The organism is Acinetobacter terrae, assembly GCF_002135195.1.
GTDB lineage: Bacteria > Pseudomonadota > Gammaproteobacteria > Pseudomonadales > Moraxellaceae > Acinetobacter > Acinetobacter terrae.
Window position 1 is genome coordinate 109,310 of sequence record NZ_NEGF01000004.1, and the last position, 17,615, is coordinate 126,924.

Sequence of the window (17,615 nt, forward strand, 5' to 3'; positions counted from 1 at the left end):
TAACGGTTTCTTTAGAATTTTTATGCATCTAAAATGTTGTCAAAGCAAGTCAAGACTTGACTTAACGTCATAGTTTAATCACAATATGGCACTTGTTTACGGGCTGGTGACAATTCTTCTGATGAAGGTTTTCAGTTGCAATTTCAGCCCGCCCAGACCAATCTAATTCAAGGAGTGCACGAGTGGCAAACTCTGCTCAAGCTAAAAAACGTGCCCGTCAAAACGTTAAAGCACGCAAACACAACGCTAGCTTACGTTCAATGGTTCGTACTTATATCAAACGTACAGTAGCTGCTATCGCTGCTGGTGATTATGCAGTTGCTACAGAAGCTTACAAAGCGACTGTACCTGTAATCGATCGTATGGCTGATAAAGGCATCATCCATAAAAACAAAGCTGCTCGTCATAAGAGCCGTTTGAATGCACAAGTTAAAGCTTTGGCTAACTAAGTTGTTGCATTGAAAAAAGCCCGTTAAGGGCTTTTTTTACGCCTGAAAGTTCATCACTTATAAGTAAAATATATAATTTTTTGCACTTCAAATACTTTAGCTGATTAAGATTAAATTGTAATGAATTGAAAGCCTAGTGATTGAATGCTGTTTAAACCACTTATATAACAAATATATGATTAATAAATAATTCTAACCATACCCTTATATTAAAGTTTATTGGTCCTTGTAACATTTAATACATCTTGTTTACCCAAAATAATATATGTTTATTTTCCGATCAACTCTTGTAGATGATTAGTTAACAATCAAATGAATTCTAAGAAAATTTTATAAACTGCAATTTGTTTTAACTACCTCACAATACAATTATCTTTAAGTATTAAATTAATTGGAGAAAAGCAATGTTAAGAAAAATTATTCTCGCTATAAGTATAACAACTTCCTTAACTTTGGTTGGTTGTAGTACATCTATGCCAAATCCCTCCACTGATCGAAATTTAGATCAATTGCAAAATAAAAATTGGGTCTTAACCGAAATTAATCAAGTTGTTTATAAAGCTGACCCGACCCAGTCTGCCGTTCCCACTATGACATTTGATAGTAATGAAGTAAGCGGCACCGATGGATGTAACCAATTCATGGGAGGTTATGCTGTTATGGGAACTCAGATTAAATTTGCAAATCTAAAAGCAGTAGAAAATAACGCATGTTCAAATGCAACCAATTTACCGCAAAAGTTCTCTCAAGCATTAAGTCAAGTTGTGAGCTATGAGGCTTCCAAGACGGAATTAAAGTTCCTTGATAGCAATAACAGAGTGGTTATCAAATTTAAAAATCTTAAATAGATATAAATCAGCCCTCATTTGAGGGCTTTTTTTATTTTGTTAAAATAGTTTTGGTACTAAGAAATAGACCATAAATAATAATAGGCTTGAATATCTGGATTTAAGAATTCATCATTTTCAGGATCGTAATGAAAAGGTGTATCACTCAAAAGATGTTCACAGTGAAGTGAGGTTAAATATTTTTTTAAGAACTGTTTAAAACTTTCAATTTTTGCAGGAAACGTATTTTCACCATCCCATAAAATCACGTCCATTTTCAGCGTCCTAAAATCATATCTTCTTGTTTTGAGTATATTGCCAAGTATCACACAATTCAATATATTTTGAGAAATACATCACACTTTAATTCAACTGCTTTTTTAAATCTCCTTTCTTCTTTTACTTTTGAATATTCATGCCAAACAATATGCTAAATACTTATACCCCCTTAATATAGGTTCATTTTTCTCATAAAATATGAGCTCGTGATAACATTTATTTATATAAAATTTCTAAATTTATGGCTGAAATTTTAAAAAGTCGGTCCATACACCCATTTTAATTTAATGAGTGTTAAACCAGATCAAATATTTAAAACTACAGAAGACAAGATGGATCTATCATTTTTGAATAGAGCACCATCTTGGTAGATTTTTAATGTGATTTAAATTTTTATTCTTATAAGTAACTCTTTTATTTTTCTAACTTTTGAAACTCTCGAATCGAAAGTTCCTGTACTTTACCACGCCAAATCCATTTGAGTTTCGATTCTAAAAATTCGTCTCCTTCAAACCAGACAAACAAACCTTCCATCATTTGTGGCCAGTCTTCCCGACTGATAGTATTACGCCCAGAAATTACGGCAATGATTGCAGCTAAAATCGTATCGTGGCTGACAGCCAAACTTAAACCAAAATGATCTTGGGGATGGGTATTATAAATAAGCTCTAATACGTCTACCACACCCGTAATCGGATGTTTCATTCCCGGCAAGGCATTATTGACAAAACTATTGATAAAGCCCAAAGCCCCTTGTTTGCTAAAATATGGACCTGCCTGTTTGATATCCAGCACAAAACTTCCCGGTTCAACCAACAAGCCTTGCTCGACGATTTCAATATAATGGGTATTTTGCGCAAGCGTACTCGAATCAGCACCTTGAATCATTAAAGCTGCCGTATCGACACAGCGTTGAATTGGACTTGAAATACAGTGCTGAATACTCCGGTCTGTATTCTCAATTAAATATGTGCCCCACGCCTGTGCCAAGTCACGACCTTGTGAGGTTAACTGTAAATCATAGCCAGCCAAACCCTGCCCAGCCACTACTTCACGAATAGAATGACGGGTAAATAAAGTCACAGGTGTTTTTGCATCGGGCAATAAATCAATTGCCTTGAGCATACTTGCAGGGAGTAGGTCTAATGCCATGATGCAGCCAAAAATTAAACATGGTTCGGCACACTATAGCATGTTAAAACATCAGCTCAATGGATGTTCGCCATAAGTCCTAGAGCTTGGAATGCTAATTTTTTCATTTCGATATTCTTAAATGCAATAAAGCCACCGTTCAATAAACTATCCCGTTGATTATATAAAAAGGGTCTGCCCTTTAAATCCACCAACCCACCGCCAATACGCTCAATGAGACATTGACCTGCGCTGGTATCCCATTCACTGGTTGGATGGAAACGTGGATAAATATCTACTTTATCCTCAAGCATCATACAAAATTTATAAGCACTCCCCGCCTTAAATTCAACAACTTCAACTTGTTGTTTTAATATTTCCAAGTATTCAGCGTATTTCGATCTACCTTGGCTACTTTGACTTAAGCCAACTTGAATTGCAGTTGACGGTTTATCTTCGAAATACTCCCCCCATTGCCCGGTTTGAAGCACAAATTTCAACGGTAAACCTTGCTTCGGGCAAATATAGATCGTCTGCTCAGCCGGAATGGCCAATATCGCAAAAGTGGTATGTGCGCCTTCCACCAAACTTAAGTTGATGGTAAATTCAGGTCGTTTATGCAGAAATTCTTTGGTGCCATCTAAAGGATCCAACAACCAAAAATTTTGCCATTGCTTCCGTTCAGTATTGTCACCTTCTTCTGACAATAAAGGGATCTGAGGAAAATTATTCTGTAATGATAGGGTGATAAACTCATTGACTCGGTGATCTGCTTGGGTCACAGGAGAATTGTCACTTTTTCTCTCGACATCAAAAGCTCCACCCGCACAATATGCCTGATATTCTACTCGCAAAATTTCACATGCCTGTGTCACAATGGGTACAAGCTGTAAAATCAAAGCATCTTGTGGTGCTGTTGTTGTTTTAAACATAGATTACCTTCATATGTCGAATTACTCAGAAAAACCGACCATCATTTTTGATATGGATGGCACGCTCCTTGACCTTGCTTATGATGATTTCATCTGGAATCATCAACTTCCCATTCGATATGCAGCTACGCATGGCTGCACACTCGAACAAAGCACCCAAGCTCTATTCCAGTTTTATCAAGAACATAATCATACCCTAAATTGGTATTCAACCCGTTTCTGGAGTTCAAAAGTTGGCGTCGATACTCTTGCACTGCAACATGAATTTAAACACAAGGTTGCTTTACGTTCTGGCTGTATAGCACTTCTCGATTATTTAAAAGCCAATGGCTATGCCTGCTGGATTGCAACCAATGCAGATTGCGAAGGTTTAAAGTTTAAACTTGAACATACCCAAATCGCTGATTATTTTGATGTGATTATCAGCAGTGAAAGCATTGGTTATGCTAAAGAATCGATCGAATTTTGGCAAAAGCTGCATGCCTTACATCCATTCCAAGAAAAATCTGCCTATTTTATCGATGACACAGAAAAAGTCCTGAAAGGTGCAGAAAAATTTGGTATTGAGAATTTAATTACCATTGCACAGCCCTCATCTAAAGGAAATATACGGACTGAAAGTCCTTATCCTATTTTACAAGACTTGACTGATTTAATCGTCATGTTAGAACAAGCAGAGGATTTGAAAAAATATGCCTAATCCTTCTCAACAAAACACCGTTGAAAGTATGCGGGTGGATAAATGGCTGTGGGCGGCACGTTTTTTTAAAACACGTTCAATATCCAAAGCTGCCATTGAAGGCGGAAAAGTCCACCATAACGGTGAACGTGTCAAAGTTTCTAAAGAAGTTCGTGTTGGTATGGAACTGACCATTCAACAAGGTTTTGAGCGAAAAACCATTCTGATAAAAGGATTGTCAGCAAACCGTGGTGCGGCACCGATTGCACAACAACTGTATGAAGAAACAGAAGTCAGTGTGGCACGACGAGAGTTGCTTACAACACAAAGAAAGTTGCATAATCTAGCCCGACCTGAACATCGGCCAAGTAAAAAAGATCGCCGACAAATCAGTAAATTCAAACAAGATAATGATCAACAGTTTGACCAAGAATGGTCATACAGTGATGATTAATTTAAGCGTCATATTCTGTCGTGCTCGACCGAATTGATATAGAACATAAGGAATGAATCTGTCACTATACTTGGGTGGAACACGTTTTAAAGTAACTCATCCACTTAAGTTAATATTTTTGTGACATCGTTTTGAGGTTGTGAGATGGATGATAATAAAAGTAAGGCGCTCAATGCTGCGCTAAGCCAAATTGAAAAACAATTTGGTAAAAACACAGTAATGCGTCTTGGTGATAACACCGTACTGGCTGTTGAAGCGGTATCTACAGGTTCTTTAACACTGGACATCGCACTGGGTATTGGTGGCTTACCGAAAGGTCGTATCGTGGAAATCTATGGGCCTGAATCTTCAGGTAAAACCACGATGACTTTGCAAGCAATTGCACAATGTCAAAAAGCTGGTGGTACCTGTGCCTTCATCGATGCCGAACATGCGCTTGATCCTCAATATGCACGTAAGCTGGGTGTGGACCTCGACAACCTGTTGGTTTCTCAGCCTGACAATGGTGAACAGGCGCTTGAAATTGCCGACATGCTGGTTCGCTCTGGTGCGGTTGACATGATCGTTGTCGATTCCGTGGCTGCATTGACCCCTCGCGCAGAAATTGAAGGCGAAATGGGCGACTCACACATGGGCTTACAAGCACGTTTAATGAGTCAGGCATTACGTAAAATTACCGGTAATGCAAAACGCTCTAACTGTATGGTCATCTTCATTAACCAGATTCGTATGAAGATTGGTGTGATGTTCGGTAGTCCTGAAACCACAACGGGTGGTAATGCACTTAAATTCTACGCTTCTATACGTCTGGATATCCGTCGTATCGGTCAAGTGAAAGAAGGCGATGAAATTGTTGGTTCTGAAACACGTGTTAAAGTCGTGAAGAACAAAATGGCACCTCCGTTCAGAGAAGCATTATTCCAGATTTTGTATGGTAAAGGTGTGAACCAGCTGGGTGAGCTGGTTGATCTTGCTGTTGCGCAAGAACTGGTACAAAAAGCGGGTGCTTGGTATTCATATCAAGGCAATAAAATTGGTCAGGGTAAAAACAATGTTATCCGCCATTTAGAGGAAAATCCTCAAATTGCCCAGGAACTTGATCGCCTCATTCGCGAAAAGCTGTTAACACCTGTAACTAAGCCAATTGAAGAAAAAGACGAAGAAGAACCAGACTTGCTAGATGCTTAAATAGCATGATGTTAAAGTCGAATTTTTCGAGTTAAACTGTAAAACGCCCTGCGGGGCGTTTTTTATTTGATGTGATCGATACACAATATGAGCAATCCAAAATTTCCCAAACTGCTTGACTACGAAGCTATCAAGCAACAATTTGATGATTCATCGCCAGAATCAACATCAGAATCATTCTCCGCTCCCATAGAATCAGAAGCATTACACTTTGAAGATGACCCACAGCCCAAACCCAAAGGTCTCACAGGCTCTCGTTTGCGCTCTTATGCATTTGCTGTATTGACACGTAGAGAATACTCTAAAGCTGACCTTATTGAGAAGCTTGGGCTCTATGCCATGGATCGTGATGAGGTGTTAAGACTGGTTGATGAGCTGGCAAAAGAAAATTATCAAAGTGACCAACGCGTGGCAGAAATCATGCTGTCTAGCCAAAAACGTAAAGGCAAAGGTCCAAACCGAATTAAGCTGGCGTTAAAATCAAAAAAAATTGATGCCAGTTTGATTCAGGAAGAATTAAAAGAAACCGATTGGAATGAACAGGCTTATCAACTGAAAGTAAAAAAATATGGTGCAAAAGTAGAAAAAGAGCCAAAGCTTAAAGCAAAACAAATTCGCTTTTTAATGTATCGGGGTTTTGAAATGGATGCGATTATAAAAGCAATTACAAGAAAAGAAGATGATTTTTAACAAAAGGATAGAATAAAAATTATTATTTTAGAAACTGGTGGCAACCCCACTAGCAAAACTTCGGCACATCATAGATCTGTTACCGTTGCTACCTTCCGGTCCTGGCGGGGTTCACAGAGTACAATTGCGAAGCCACCAGCGGGGCTACCATTGCAAGATCAGAGTATAGAGATTTTTATTTAACTTGCAAGCCTTCAAATGACTTTTCGGGCCACATCGCTTTTATTTGATTATTAAAAAAACAATCTTGATTAAAAACAGCATTTTTGTATATTTTTTATGTGGACTATCAATTACTTTAAACCTACCACAAGTTTGTAAATGCATATTGCATTTCACGGCATGGACGTTTTTAATGTGGTCAGATCTTTTAAACAGGTACATTCCAAATGTCGCAAATTTTGAATATGCCTAAGAATACGAAATGGATGTTTTTATGATGCTCAAACAGCATGCTTTATGTATACTCGCCTTACTTAGCTCAGCTTCACTTTATGCGAACATTCCCATTGAATCTCGTGGTTTAAGTCAAACTAGCATCGAACCAAGTGCAAATAATGTCGCAATTGATTCAGGTGCCACCACTGCCAATGTACCGACCAATCTGAATTGGCAAATCATGCAGAAAAATCAACAATTAGAAAATGATGTTCGTGCGTTACGTGGCAAAATTGAAGAACAAGACAATGAAATTGAAAAACTTAAACATGAACTCACCAATCGCTATACCGACTTGGATCAGCGTCTAGAACTGTTGCAGCAAAAAGTAGATCCAGAAAGCGCAACTTCAGAGGAGGATAACCAACAGGATACACCTCCCAGCACCGTGAATGCCCCAACTCCAGTAGCAAAGGCAACCAATACTCCGCCAGCAGCTGTCAGTACTCAACCGACCACAGCAAGCACTCAACAACCCTCTCCGGCTGATCTGGACAAAGCTGCTTATACGGTCGCTTTAGATGCCTATAAACAAGGCGGTGCCAAGAAAGCCATTGCACCGATGAAAAACTTTATTAAAAATAACCCCAACAGTGTTTATATTAGTAATGCTTATTTCTGGTTAGCAGAATTCAATTTAGCCATTGAACCGACCAATTACACTGAAGCGAAAAAGAATTACAACATTGTAATCAATCAATATCCAAATTCAGCTAAAGCAGCTCGAGCGCTTTATCAGCTCCACAATATCGCCAAAGATGTAGATCACAATACAACGCTCGCCAACCAACTTAAAAGCAAACTCGTTAAAGACTATCCAAAGTCTGAAGAAGCTGGTTATTTCAAGAAATAAAAATACAAAAAAAAAGACACCACAGAAGGTGTCTTTTTTATGCAACAGTATATTCAATTAGCGAACAATACCACGCTTGGATTGCTCTAAAGAATCAACCAGTAACTGAACTTCAGGAACTTCAGGAAGAATTTCCGCACGAATCTGTTGAATCGCCTGTTCAGTGGTTAAACCTTCTTTGTAAATCAATTTAAAAGCTTGGCGCAATGCCTGAATGACATCCTTAGACCAACCTTTACGACGCATACCTTCTACATTCATCGCGAAAGCATGTGCTGGATTACCCGAAACCATCACATAAGCAGGTACATCTTTCAGAATTAACGAAGCACCGCCAATCATACTGAAAGAATCGATTTTGCAGAATTGATGGATCCCGGAGTTTCCACCAACCACCACATAGTCACCGACATGAACATGCCCAGCAACACCGACATTATTGGCAAAGATATTATGATTGCCCACCACACAGTCATGTGCAATATGGGTGTTCACCATCAATAAATTATGGCTGCCAATTTTTGTAAGGCCCTGATCTTGGGTCGTACCACGATGCAAACTGCAATGTTCACGAATTGAGTTGTGATCGCCAATTTCAAGCCAGGTTTCTTCGCCAGCATATTTTAAATCCTGACATACTTCACCCACACTCGCAAACTGGAATATTTCGTTGTTTTTCCCAATGCGAGTATAGCCACCTATAACTACATGTGAATGTAGCTTAGTGCCTTCACCAATGCTGACCTGTGGTCCAATAATACAATAAGGACCAATTTGTACATCTGAAGCAATCACTGCAGATGAGTCAATAATGGCTGTTGGGTGAATTAAATCGTTATTACTCATGCCTGCTCTATTTTCTGATGCGAAACTATAATTTCCGCGGTAGTTGCTACAATGCCATCAACAGTGGCTATACAATTATATTTGTAAATGCCACGTTTGTGCATAACCAACTCTGATTTTAATACGAGTTGATCACCAGCAACGACTTGTTTTTTAAAACGAACCTTTTCAGCGCCCGCAAAAAGAAACAATGAACCGGGGCCTGGTTTTTCATTATTCATGATAAAACCAAGTATACCAGAGACTTGAGCTAATGCCTCAACAATCAGCACCCCAGGCATAATTGGATAGCCGGGGAAATGTCCCTGTAAAAACTCTTCGTTGATCGAAACATTTTTATAACCAACGATACCATTATCAGTCACGTCAACAACTCGATCGACCAATAAAAATGGATAGCGGTGAGGTAAATATTCACGAATTTGTTGAATGTGCATTGGCAATTCAGGTTTCGTAAATGCAGGAGTATTCGACTCAGTCATCATATTCTATTTACGCTTAAAAGTTGATTCAAGGGACTCTATTTGAGCCTGTATATGATCAAGCCGTTTCACTAATTGGGTCAATGGCACATCTGCTAATTGTTTAAAGCGTACCGCAGCGCGTTTCCAGTGTAAACTTTCCAGCATTGGCGTGCCAGAAGAATAACTCCCTGCCTCAGAAATATTTTTTGTGACCATTGACATGCCGGTAATTGTGACATTATCCGCAATATTAATGTGACCTACCACCCCGACCGCACCCGCAAATACACAGTTTTTGCCAATTGTGGTACTACCGGCAATACCACATTTTGCTGCAAGCGCTGTATTGGCACCAATCTTGACGTTATGGGCAATTTGCACAAGGTTATCAATAATCACGCCATCTTCTAGAATTGTGTCGTCTAGCGCACCACGATCGATACTACAATTTGATCCAATTCGTACGTCATTCCCAATTTTAACTGAACCTAATTGTGCAATACGATGCCATTTACCTTGATAAGGTGCAAAGCCAAAACCTTCTCCACCAATCACACTGTTGGCATGAATACGGACTCGATTACCTACTTTGGTTTCACCCGTTAAAGTGACGTGTGAATCAATAAAACATTGTTTGCCAATTTCCACATCATCATCAATTTTAACGTGCGATTGAACGACTGTTTCATCACCCACCACACAATTTTCACCGATCACCACATAATGTCCAATATAGGCACTATCAGCAACAATGGCAGAGGAATGAATTTGAGCTGTACTTTCGATACCCTGTTGCGTATGTTTTTTCTCAAAAACATGCGTCAGAATTGCGAAAGCAAGATAAGGATTATCAACCACAATAAAATTATTATGCGTATCTAACTGTGATTTTAAAGCTGCAGTGACAATCAATGCACCTGCTTCTGAAGCACGTGCATGATCTAAGTATTTTTCAGCATTTACAAATGCAATATGTTTGGCTTGAGCGACATCTAAGCTTGCCAATCCTTGTAACATTAAATCAGATTGACCGACATACTCGCCTTGTACAAGGCGAGCAAGATCTTCTAAGCGAAATTGTCTAGGATTCATTGATTACTTAATAACATTGACCTTTTGGATCATTTTATCAGTTAAATCATATTTAGGGTCATAGGCAAGCGCTGAATTTTTATTTAAAACAATATCTAAGTTATTTTCTTTACGCAATTGTTCCGCAGTTTGCTTCACACGTGCATCAAAAACATTACGAATTTGTTGAATCGAATCTTGTACGCTGTCCTGTACAGATTGCTGTAATTGATTCAATTCTTGAAGCTTGGCTTGATACTGTGCCGAAAGCTTTTGCTTTTCTGCATCTGTAAATTTGGTATTGGATTGTGCCCGTTGCTGTAATGCTTCAAGCTCTTTAGACAATTGCTCAATTTTAGTGGTTTGTGGCTTAATTTTTTGCTGCACAGCTGTGTTTTGCTGTTTTAAATAGCTACTATTTTCCACAAGACGCTCTAAATCAATCACCCCATAACCGGCAGCCTGCGTCAAAGAAGTCGCGCTTGTCAAGGCGATACTCATCGCCATCATCATTTTTTTCATCATCTTCTCTTTAAGATCAGTTGTGTCAATACACCCGATAATGTATTAACACAATCTGAATTATTCTTACGCAATCTTAGAAAGTACGACCGATTTCAAACTGGATATTTTTAGTGTCATCACCCGCTTTATCGTTCAATGGATAAGCATAACTGAGTGAAAGAGGGCCAATCATGGTAATCCAGGTAAAGCCGGCACCGATGCTATAACGCATGTTATTTCCATCAAAACCGAAGTTATCTTTACAATATTGCTTCGCATCTACAGATGGATTATTTGCATCGACATACAATGTTCCTTTCGGTATATCACATTGTGTATCAAACACTTGCGCACCCTCAGCAAATACCACAGGACGTACTTGACGAGTCCAATCCCCTTTAAATGGCAAAGGTAATGCGAGTTCTGCACCAAACTGTACTAAGGCATTACCACCCACTTCCTCGGGGTCATTATCTTTAACTCTCGATTCATTATACGTTACACCCGGATATTTCGGACCCAAAGTACTGTTGTCATAACCACGAACCGAACCAAAACCACCGGCATAGAAGTTTTTATAGAATGGCAGATCATTACCATAACCTAACTTACCATAGCCACGAAGTACAAAGTCATATGGTAGTGGCAAGAATGCTTGAGCATCATAAGTCATTTTTTGGTATTCAACATCACTACCAGGTAATGCAATCTCAGCATTCACACGATGTGACATACCATTAGTAGGGAATACAGGACGGTTTAAAGTATTGTATGACCAACCTAAATTAAGATTATAAGTTAAAAAATCCCCATTAAATTTATTATCAAAATCTACTAATGGAACATCACAAACAACTTCTTTTATACCTTTTGCTGGATCTGCAGGATCATTATAGATAATTGTCTGAGTACCGGTACACACACCTTCAGCTCGGCCTGTAGCCTTACCACCATTCGCTAACAAGTAATCTCGAACATAAGTTGAAACATATGGACCTGTGGTTACTTCAGTTTGGTCAATATTCAGACCAGCACTGATGCTTTGGTTCTCATCAATTGGGTAACCAAATGTAATACCACCACCAAAACTGTCAGTCACATAGTTATTGACGTTATAGTCGTCATCCAGCTTGGTTTTACGGTAGTACATGTTATAACCGCGACGCACACCATCAATGGTGAAGTACGGGTCAGTCACACTTAAATTATAATAATCTTGCGTTTCTGAACGGGATAAATCAATCGAAACACTATTACCTGTACCCAAGAAGTTGGTTTGACTTAAACCTGCCTGGAAAGTCACACCACCACTTTGCGAGAAACCAACGGCAAGTGTACTTGTACCAGAATGCTGTTCTTCAACATTGATATTCAAATCAACCTGATCCGGCACATTTGGAATACGCACTGGTTTAATATCTACTGTTTTAAAGAAACCGGTACGTTCCAGACGAACTTTAGACAAGTCAATTTTTTCATTGCTTGCTAATGCACCTTCCATTTGACGCATTTCACGACGTAATACTTCATCCGCAGTTTTGGTATTACCAGTGAAGTTAATACGACGTACCGTCACCTGTTGACCTGGATTAATATAATAATTCAAATTTACCAGTTTGGTTTCTTCATTAATTTCAGGAACCATGTTCACTTCGGCATAGTAATAACCTGCATTACCATACTTACGAAGTAAAAGTTGTTTAACCGCATTTACTTTTTCTTGAGAGTAAATTTCGCCATCTTTATAAATTTGTAGTGCTTTCAATTCTTCTGGTTTATAAAGTGCATCACCCAGGAACTTGGTCTCACCAAATTTAAATTGCTCACCTTCTTCCACAGTGACTTCAACAAAGATATTCTTTTTATCTTCACTCAAGTTCAAACTTGAGTTAGTAATATTAAAGTTGATATAACCTTTGTTTAAATACAATGCACGTAAAGCTTCCAGGCTAGCCGCCATCTTTTCACGCGCATAACGATCGTTACGCGTAACAATCGAACTCCAGCTACTCTCTTTAACCGCAAAAGCTTGCTTGATATCACTTTCTTTAAAAACAGTATTGCCAATAATATTAATATCAACAACTTTAGCTGCTTTACCTTCCACAAACTCAATGGTTAAATCAACACGATTGTTTGGTTTAGCGACCGTTTTAACGCTTACATCAGCGTCATAACGACCTTGCTGCATATATTGTTGTTCAAGTTCGGTTTCAATGGTTTGCAGTGCAGATTTTTTCAAAACCTCGCCTTCTGCAATGCCCATTTTTTTAAGCCCTTCTTCAAGTGCTTCTTTAGGAATGATCTTATTTCCTTTAAACTCAACCTTTGAAATCAGGGGGCGTTCAACTACGGTAAAAACAAGCGTATCCGCTTCTCTTGATGCTTTGATATCATCAAACAAGCCCGTGGCATACAAAGCACGAATTGAATTTGCAATAGTCGTATCATCGACACGATCGCCAGCATTGACAGGCAACATCCCATAGACATTTGTTGGCGTTAAACGAACAAGCCCGTCAATTTTAATATCGCGGACAATGAATTCATCTGCTGCATATACTTGTTGTACTGCTGCCATTGCACTAATGAGCGCCAAAGGCATAAATAAATGTGTGTGCTGCATGCCAGTCTTTTCCGATGTTAATTTATTTCGTATTTACGTTGTTATAAACGCATGAAGTCATTGAATAATGCAAGGAGCATCATGCTGCCGAGCAGTACCATACCAATTTTCAAACCAACCAATTGTATTTGTTCAGAAACAGGTTTACCACGAATCAGCTCAATAAAATAGTAAACTAAATGTCCACCATCAAGCATGGGAATCGGTAATAAATTTAAAATACCCAAACTCACACTCATTAAAGCCATAAAAGAGATAAAGGTCTGCCAACCCATTTCCGCGCTTTGTCCTGCCACTTTCGCAATGGTGATTGGACCGGATAAATTATCCAGGCCAATTAAACCACGAAACATTTTGACGATCGAGTTCAAAATCATACCTGAAATTTGACCCGTTTTATCAACTGCCATCACAAATGCTTCAGTCGGACTATATTGAATCATTTGTTTATAATCTGCAGGAATGTTTATTTTCCCGGGGATACTCTGCACACCAAGCACACCTGAAACATTCCCCATGTTGTCACGTTTAGCTTGTGGCATCACTTGTAAATGTAGCAATTGATTTTGACGTAAGATATCTATTTTTAACAATTTTTCTGGTGAAGCCTGAACCACTTGAACCACATCAAACCAGTCATTCATTTTTACGCCATCAATCGCGATAATTTTGTCGCCTTCTTTCATCCCTTGACGAATCGCTGCACCATCTTCACTGAGTTTGGTGGCAATGGCAGGAATGTGTGGGCGATATGGCATAAAGCCTAAACTGTCTAATGCAGATTGATTTTGATTTTTTAAGAAATTTTGAATGGGTAACTGAAAGGTTTTAACTTGCCCATCACGTTCTGCCTGAATTTCAATTGAACCTGTTTCACCAACACGATCGACCAAAGCAAAATTCAATTTTTCCCATGTCTTGGTTTCAGCACCATCCACTGTGGTAATTTTGTCACCTACCTGCATTTGAACAGTTGCAGCAGGTGTATTCGGTAACACTTTACCAACACGAGTATTCAGTTGTTCTTGGGATGGGATAAATAAAATCCAGAATAAAACTACAGCAAAAGCTAAATTAATCAATGGACCTGCAGCCACAATCGCAATTCGCTTCCATGGATGCTGACGATTAAAGGCTTTGGGTAAATCTTCTTCCGCAACACTACCTTCGCGTTCGTCCAACATTTTTACATAGCCACCTAAGGGCAATGCAGAAAGTTGATATTGAATGCCAGACTTCTTAGATGTCCATTTTAGTAATGTTGGTCCAAAACCAATTGAATAGACTAAAACTTTCACACCGAGTTTACGTGCAACAATATAATGTCCAAACTCATGAATCGCGATAAGCGGTCCAAGTAAAAGAATGGCTGCCACAACAATAAACAAGGCACTCATGATTTAGTTTCCTTTATTGATGACAATTTGCTGTGCAACAGAACGAGCAACTCGGTCAACTTGTAAAATAAGTTCAATCGATTCCGCAGCACCACTTTGAACTTGATTCAAGGTTTGCTCAACCACTTGAGGAATTTCAGTAAAGCCTATGCTATTTTTCAAGAATGCGGCAACAGCAATCTCATTCGCAGCATTTAAAATTGCGGGTGCCAAACCACCACTTTGCATCGCCTGTCGAGCTAGTTTCAAGGCGGGGAAACGTGTTGTATCAGGTTCTTGAAAATCTAACTGTTGATTCATAAACAAATCAAGTGCAGGCACATGGGTTTGAATACGCACTGGCCACGCAAGTGCATGGGCAATTGGGGTACACATATCCGGATTACCCATTTGCGCCAAAGTCGAACCATCCACGTATTGAACCATAGAATGAATAATACTCTGTGGATGTACAACCACTGTTACAAACTGTTCTGAAATTGCAAAGAGATGACAGGCTTCAATGAGTTCCAAGCCTTTATTCATTAAAGTCGCAGAATCAACAGAGATTTTTTGCCCCATCGACCAATTCGGATGCTTGCACGCTTGTGCAGGCGTCACATTTTGTAATTGTGCAAGGCTATGGTTTAGAAAGGGACCGCCAGACGCGGTAAGCAAAATACGGGATACACCCTGTTTCGGTTGCCCATTACGCTCTGTCTGGAAATAACCAGCGGGCAAGCATTGAAAGATTGCATTATGTTCAGAATCAACTGGAAGCAACTCTGCCTGATAATCATGTGCAGCTTGCATCATCAGGTCACCCGACATTACCAGTGCTTCTTTGTTGGCAAGCAGAACCCGTTTACCTGCTTTAACCGCAGCCAATGTCGGCAACAAACCTGCCGCACCGACAATTGCCGCCATCACCACATCGACATCTGCATGTTCAGCAACAGCAATCAAACCGGCTTCATCGCTTAGAATTTCAATATCGTTAAGATTTTGATTTTGAAAATGTAGGTTGAGTTCATCAACTTTACTTGATGGAACAACCGCGATTTTTGGTCGATACTGTTTGCATATTTCAACAAGTTCCAAAATTCGACTATGCGCCGTGACTGCAAATACAGAATACTTTTCAGGATGCTGCTGCAGAATTTTTAAGGTACTTTGACCAATGGAACCCGTTACACCTAATATACAAACAGATTGTGACATCTATAAATCTACACCAATAAGTTTTAAAACATACATGCCTGCAGCAAAAATCGGAGCAGCAGCAAGCAATGAATCAATACGGTCAAGCACACCACCATGTCCTGGCAGAATACGACCCGAATCTTTAATTCCTGCACGACGTTTGATCATCGACTCGAACAAATCGCCCAATACAGAACTAAATACAGTCACTACAGATAAAATTAAAAACAGAATATGCTGAGCCAAAGTTAAATCTAAATAAACAACTTCAACCACTACCACAATAATCATTGCAGTAAAGATACCACCATATAAACCCTCAACCGATTTATTTGGACTAACATCTGGTGCAAGTTTTCTCTTACCCAATTTACGCCCGACAAAATAGGCCCCACTATCTGCCCCCCATACCAGTAAAAACAGGTACATGAGCCACCATGGTGAGCTATTCCAGACTGAAAAAATTGCGGTAACCGCAGCAGAAATTAAAATAAACCCGATCACATTTAAGCTTGAATTATACCAACCATCATAACCTGGATACGATTTAACCCAAAAGATGCTTAAAATCCAAGAGAAAATGGAAGCTGCCCAAAGTAATAGAGCGATATCATTAAAATATAATGCCAAAGTTGCTAATGCTGCTGTCGCTAATCCATAACCCCAAGCCAAGGGTTTCACCAGATTTTTATTTTTTCCTGGCATAAGTTTAAACCACTCATACCCTGCGACCCCTGCTGCAACAATCATCAGCACAAACATTGGATACTGAGACTGTGTAGCAAACATACAACTGAGTACGACTGCTACCAATACCAATGCGGTTATAATCCGCTCTAACATTTATTAATTCTCGATTTTCTCTTGTTGGATTTGCTCTGAAGTTTTACCAAAACGACGTTCACGTCCAGCAAAGACTGCTAACGCATCATCGAATTCTTCAACGGTAAATTCAGGCCATAAGGTTTGGGTAAAATACAACTCAGCATAAGCGGCTTGCCAAAGTAAAAAATTCGACAAACGATAATCACCACCAGTGCGAATCAGTAAATCTACCGCGGGTAAATCCGCCATACTGACATGTTGCCCAAACAACTCAACATTTATATCTTCAACTGCGACTTTTTTTGCCAGAACATCCGCTGCAATTTGTTTTGCAGCCTGCGCCATATCCCACATCCCACCGTAACTAACCGCGATGGTCAAAGTCATGCTGTCGAACTTAGCAGTCCTTTGTTCAGCATGCAACATTAACTCACGTAAATGCGCAGATAAACGAGAACGATCACCAATAAAACGTAAGGCAATATTGAATTTTTCCATTCGAGGCAGTTGCTCCTGGATTGTTTCTTCCAACAATGCCATGAGTAAATCAACTTCAAATTGGGGACGGTTCCAGTTTTCGCTAGAAAATGCAAAAACGGTTAACGCCTGAATTTGTTTTTTTCTACAGTGCTCAACAATAGGGTCCAGGACATTTTTCCCTTCACGGTGTCCCGCACCCTTTTGCATTTGCATTTTTTTTGCAAAACGATTGTTGCCATCCATAATGATGGCAACATGTTTTGGAAGAGGTAAACTGTCTTCTGAAACGGTCATTAAATC

General features: G+C 39.3%; 19 protein-coding genes and 1 other RNA gene. 7 read left to right on the forward strand and 13 right to left on the reverse strand.

The annotated features are described in order from the left end of the window. The first annotated feature begins 182 nt into the window (after positions 1–182). Positions 183–449 (forward strand): 30S ribosomal protein S20, encoded by a 267-nt coding sequence (rpsT, locus tag B9T23_RS06205; RefSeq protein ID WP_067724582.1) that lies wholly within the window; start codon positions 183–185, stop codon positions 447–449. A gap of 404 nt (positions 450–853) precedes the next feature. Then, positions 854–1,297: an META domain-containing protein gene (locus B9T23_RS06210; RefSeq protein ID WP_086193451.1), complete on the forward strand. Its 444-nt coding sequence runs from the start codon at positions 854–856 to the stop codon at positions 1,295–1,297. A 56-nt stretch (positions 1,298–1,353) separates the two neighbouring features. Here B9T23_RS06210 and B9T23_RS06215 read toward each other — a convergent pair whose 3' ends face one another. The 3 genes from B9T23_RS06215 to B9T23_RS06225 form a co-directional block, all read right to left on the reverse strand. After that, entirely contained in the window at positions 1,354–1,551 is a 198-nt protein-coding gene (locus B9T23_RS06215; RefSeq protein ID WP_214648534.1) for a hypothetical protein, read from the reverse strand. 418 nt (positions 1,552–1,969) lie between these two features. Continuing rightward, positions 1,970–2,707 carry a histidine phosphatase family protein gene (locus B9T23_RS06220; RefSeq protein ID WP_067724576.1) on the reverse strand — a complete coding sequence of 246 codons (738 nt, stop codon included), beginning with the start codon at positions 2,705–2,707 and terminating at the stop codon, positions 1,970–1,972. A gap of 56 nt (positions 2,708–2,763) precedes the next feature. Beyond that, entirely contained in the window at positions 2,764–3,618 is an 855-nt protein-coding gene (locus B9T23_RS06225; RefSeq protein ID WP_086193452.1) for a 3'(2'),5'-bisphosphate nucleotidase CysQ family protein, read from the reverse strand. A gap of 13 nt (positions 3,619–3,631) precedes the next feature. Between B9T23_RS06225 and B9T23_RS06230 the strand changes: the two genes are divergently transcribed. The 4 genes from B9T23_RS06230 to B9T23_RS06245 all read left to right on the forward strand — a co-directional run bounded on the left by B9T23_RS06230 (position 3,632) and on the right by B9T23_RS06245 (position 6,629). Continuing rightward, complete coding sequence (locus tag B9T23_RS06230) at positions 3,632–4,318, forward strand: HAD-IA family hydrolase (protein ID WP_086193453.1); 687 nt, start codon at positions 3,632–3,634, stop codon at positions 4,316–4,318. Next, positions 4,311–4,751, forward strand: a complete 441-nt coding sequence (locus tag B9T23_RS06235) for an RNA-binding S4 domain-containing protein (protein WP_086193454.1) — start codon at positions 4,311–4,313, stop codon at positions 4,749–4,751. Before B9T23_RS06230 ends, B9T23_RS06235 begins: the two co-directional genes overlap by 8 nt. A 144-nt stretch (positions 4,752–4,895) precedes the next feature. Further along, the gene (gene recA, locus B9T23_RS06240; RefSeq protein ID WP_067724567.1) at positions 4,896–5,939 is read left to right on the forward strand and encodes a recombinase RecA; all 1,044 of its coding nucleotides are present in this window, start codon (positions 4,896–4,898) and stop codon (positions 5,937–5,939) included. Positions 5,940–6,026: 87 nt separating this feature from the next. Next, positions 6,027–6,629: a regulatory protein RecX gene (locus B9T23_RS06245; RefSeq protein WP_086193455.1), complete on the forward strand. Its 603-nt coding sequence runs from the start codon at positions 6,027–6,029 to the stop codon at positions 6,627–6,629. A 44-nt stretch (positions 6,630–6,673) separates the two neighbouring features. On the opposite strand, the gene ffs is transcribed toward B9T23_RS06245, so the two are convergent. Continuing rightward, positions 6,674–6,770: signal recognition particle sRNA small type (ffs, locus tag B9T23_RS06250), an RNA gene on the reverse strand. 295 nt (positions 6,771–7,065) lie between these two features. Between ffs and B9T23_RS06255 the strand changes: the two genes are divergently transcribed. Next, positions 7,066–7,920 carry a YbgF trimerization domain-containing protein gene (locus B9T23_RS06255; RefSeq protein WP_086193577.1) on the forward strand — a complete coding sequence of 285 codons (855 nt, stop codon included), beginning with the start codon at positions 7,066–7,068 and terminating at the stop codon, positions 7,918–7,920. Between the two features lie 57 nt (positions 7,921–7,977). On the opposite strand, the gene lpxA is transcribed toward B9T23_RS06255, so the two are convergent. The 9 genes from lpxA to uppS all read right to left on the reverse strand — a co-directional run bounded on the left by lpxA (position 7,978) and on the right by uppS (position 17,609). After that, the gene (lpxA, locus tag B9T23_RS06260; RefSeq protein ID WP_086193456.1) at positions 7,978–8,766 is read right to left on the reverse strand and encodes an acyl-ACP--UDP-N-acetylglucosamine O-acyltransferase; all 789 of its coding nucleotides are present in this window, start codon (positions 8,764–8,766) and stop codon (positions 7,978–7,980) included. Beyond that, positions 8,763–9,248, reverse strand: a complete 486-nt coding sequence (fabZ, locus tag B9T23_RS06265; protein ID WP_171263062.1) for a 3-hydroxyacyl-ACP dehydratase FabZ — start codon at positions 9,246–9,248, stop codon at positions 8,763–8,765. Before fabZ ends, lpxA begins: the two co-directional genes overlap by 4 nt. A 6-nt stretch (positions 9,249–9,254) precedes the next feature. Further along, positions 9,255–10,322 (reverse strand): UDP-3-O-(3-hydroxymyristoyl)glucosamine N-acyltransferase, encoded by a 1,068-nt coding sequence (gene lpxD, locus B9T23_RS06270; protein ID WP_086193458.1) that lies wholly within the window; start codon positions 10,320–10,322, stop codon positions 9,255–9,257. 3 nt (positions 10,323–10,325) lie between these two features. Further along, a complete protein-coding gene (locus tag B9T23_RS06275) occupies positions 10,326–10,823 on the reverse strand; it encodes an OmpH family outer membrane protein (protein WP_086193459.1) in 498 nt (165 codons plus the stop codon). Positions 10,824–10,899: 76 nt separating this feature from the next. Then, a complete protein-coding gene (bamA, locus tag B9T23_RS06280; RefSeq protein ID WP_086193460.1) occupies positions 10,900–13,431 on the reverse strand; it encodes an outer membrane protein assembly factor BamA in 2,532 nt (843 codons plus the stop codon). A gap of 41 nt (positions 13,432–13,472) precedes the next feature. Then, positions 13,473–14,828 (reverse strand): RIP metalloprotease RseP, encoded by a 1,356-nt coding sequence (gene rseP / locus B9T23_RS06285; protein ID WP_067724551.1) that lies wholly within the window; start codon positions 14,826–14,828, stop codon positions 13,473–13,475. 3 nt (positions 14,829–14,831) lie between these two features. Next, positions 14,832–16,028 carry a 1-deoxy-D-xylulose-5-phosphate reductoisomerase gene (gene ispC / locus B9T23_RS06290; RefSeq protein ID WP_086193461.1) on the reverse strand — a complete coding sequence of 399 codons (1,197 nt, stop codon included), beginning with the start codon at positions 16,026–16,028 and terminating at the stop codon, positions 14,832–14,834. Then, positions 16,029–16,853: a phosphatidate cytidylyltransferase gene (locus tag B9T23_RS06295; RefSeq protein ID WP_067724546.1), complete on the reverse strand. Its 825-nt coding sequence runs from the start codon at positions 16,851–16,853 to the stop codon at positions 16,029–16,031. It abuts the gene before it with no gap. Between the two features lie 3 nt (positions 16,854–16,856). Beyond that, on the reverse strand, positions 16,857–17,609 hold the full coding sequence (gene uppS / locus B9T23_RS06300) for a polyprenyl diphosphate synthase (RefSeq protein ID WP_067724544.1): 753 nt from the start codon (positions 17,607–17,609) through the stop codon (positions 16,857–16,859). Positions 17,610–17,615: the final 6 nt, after the last annotated feature.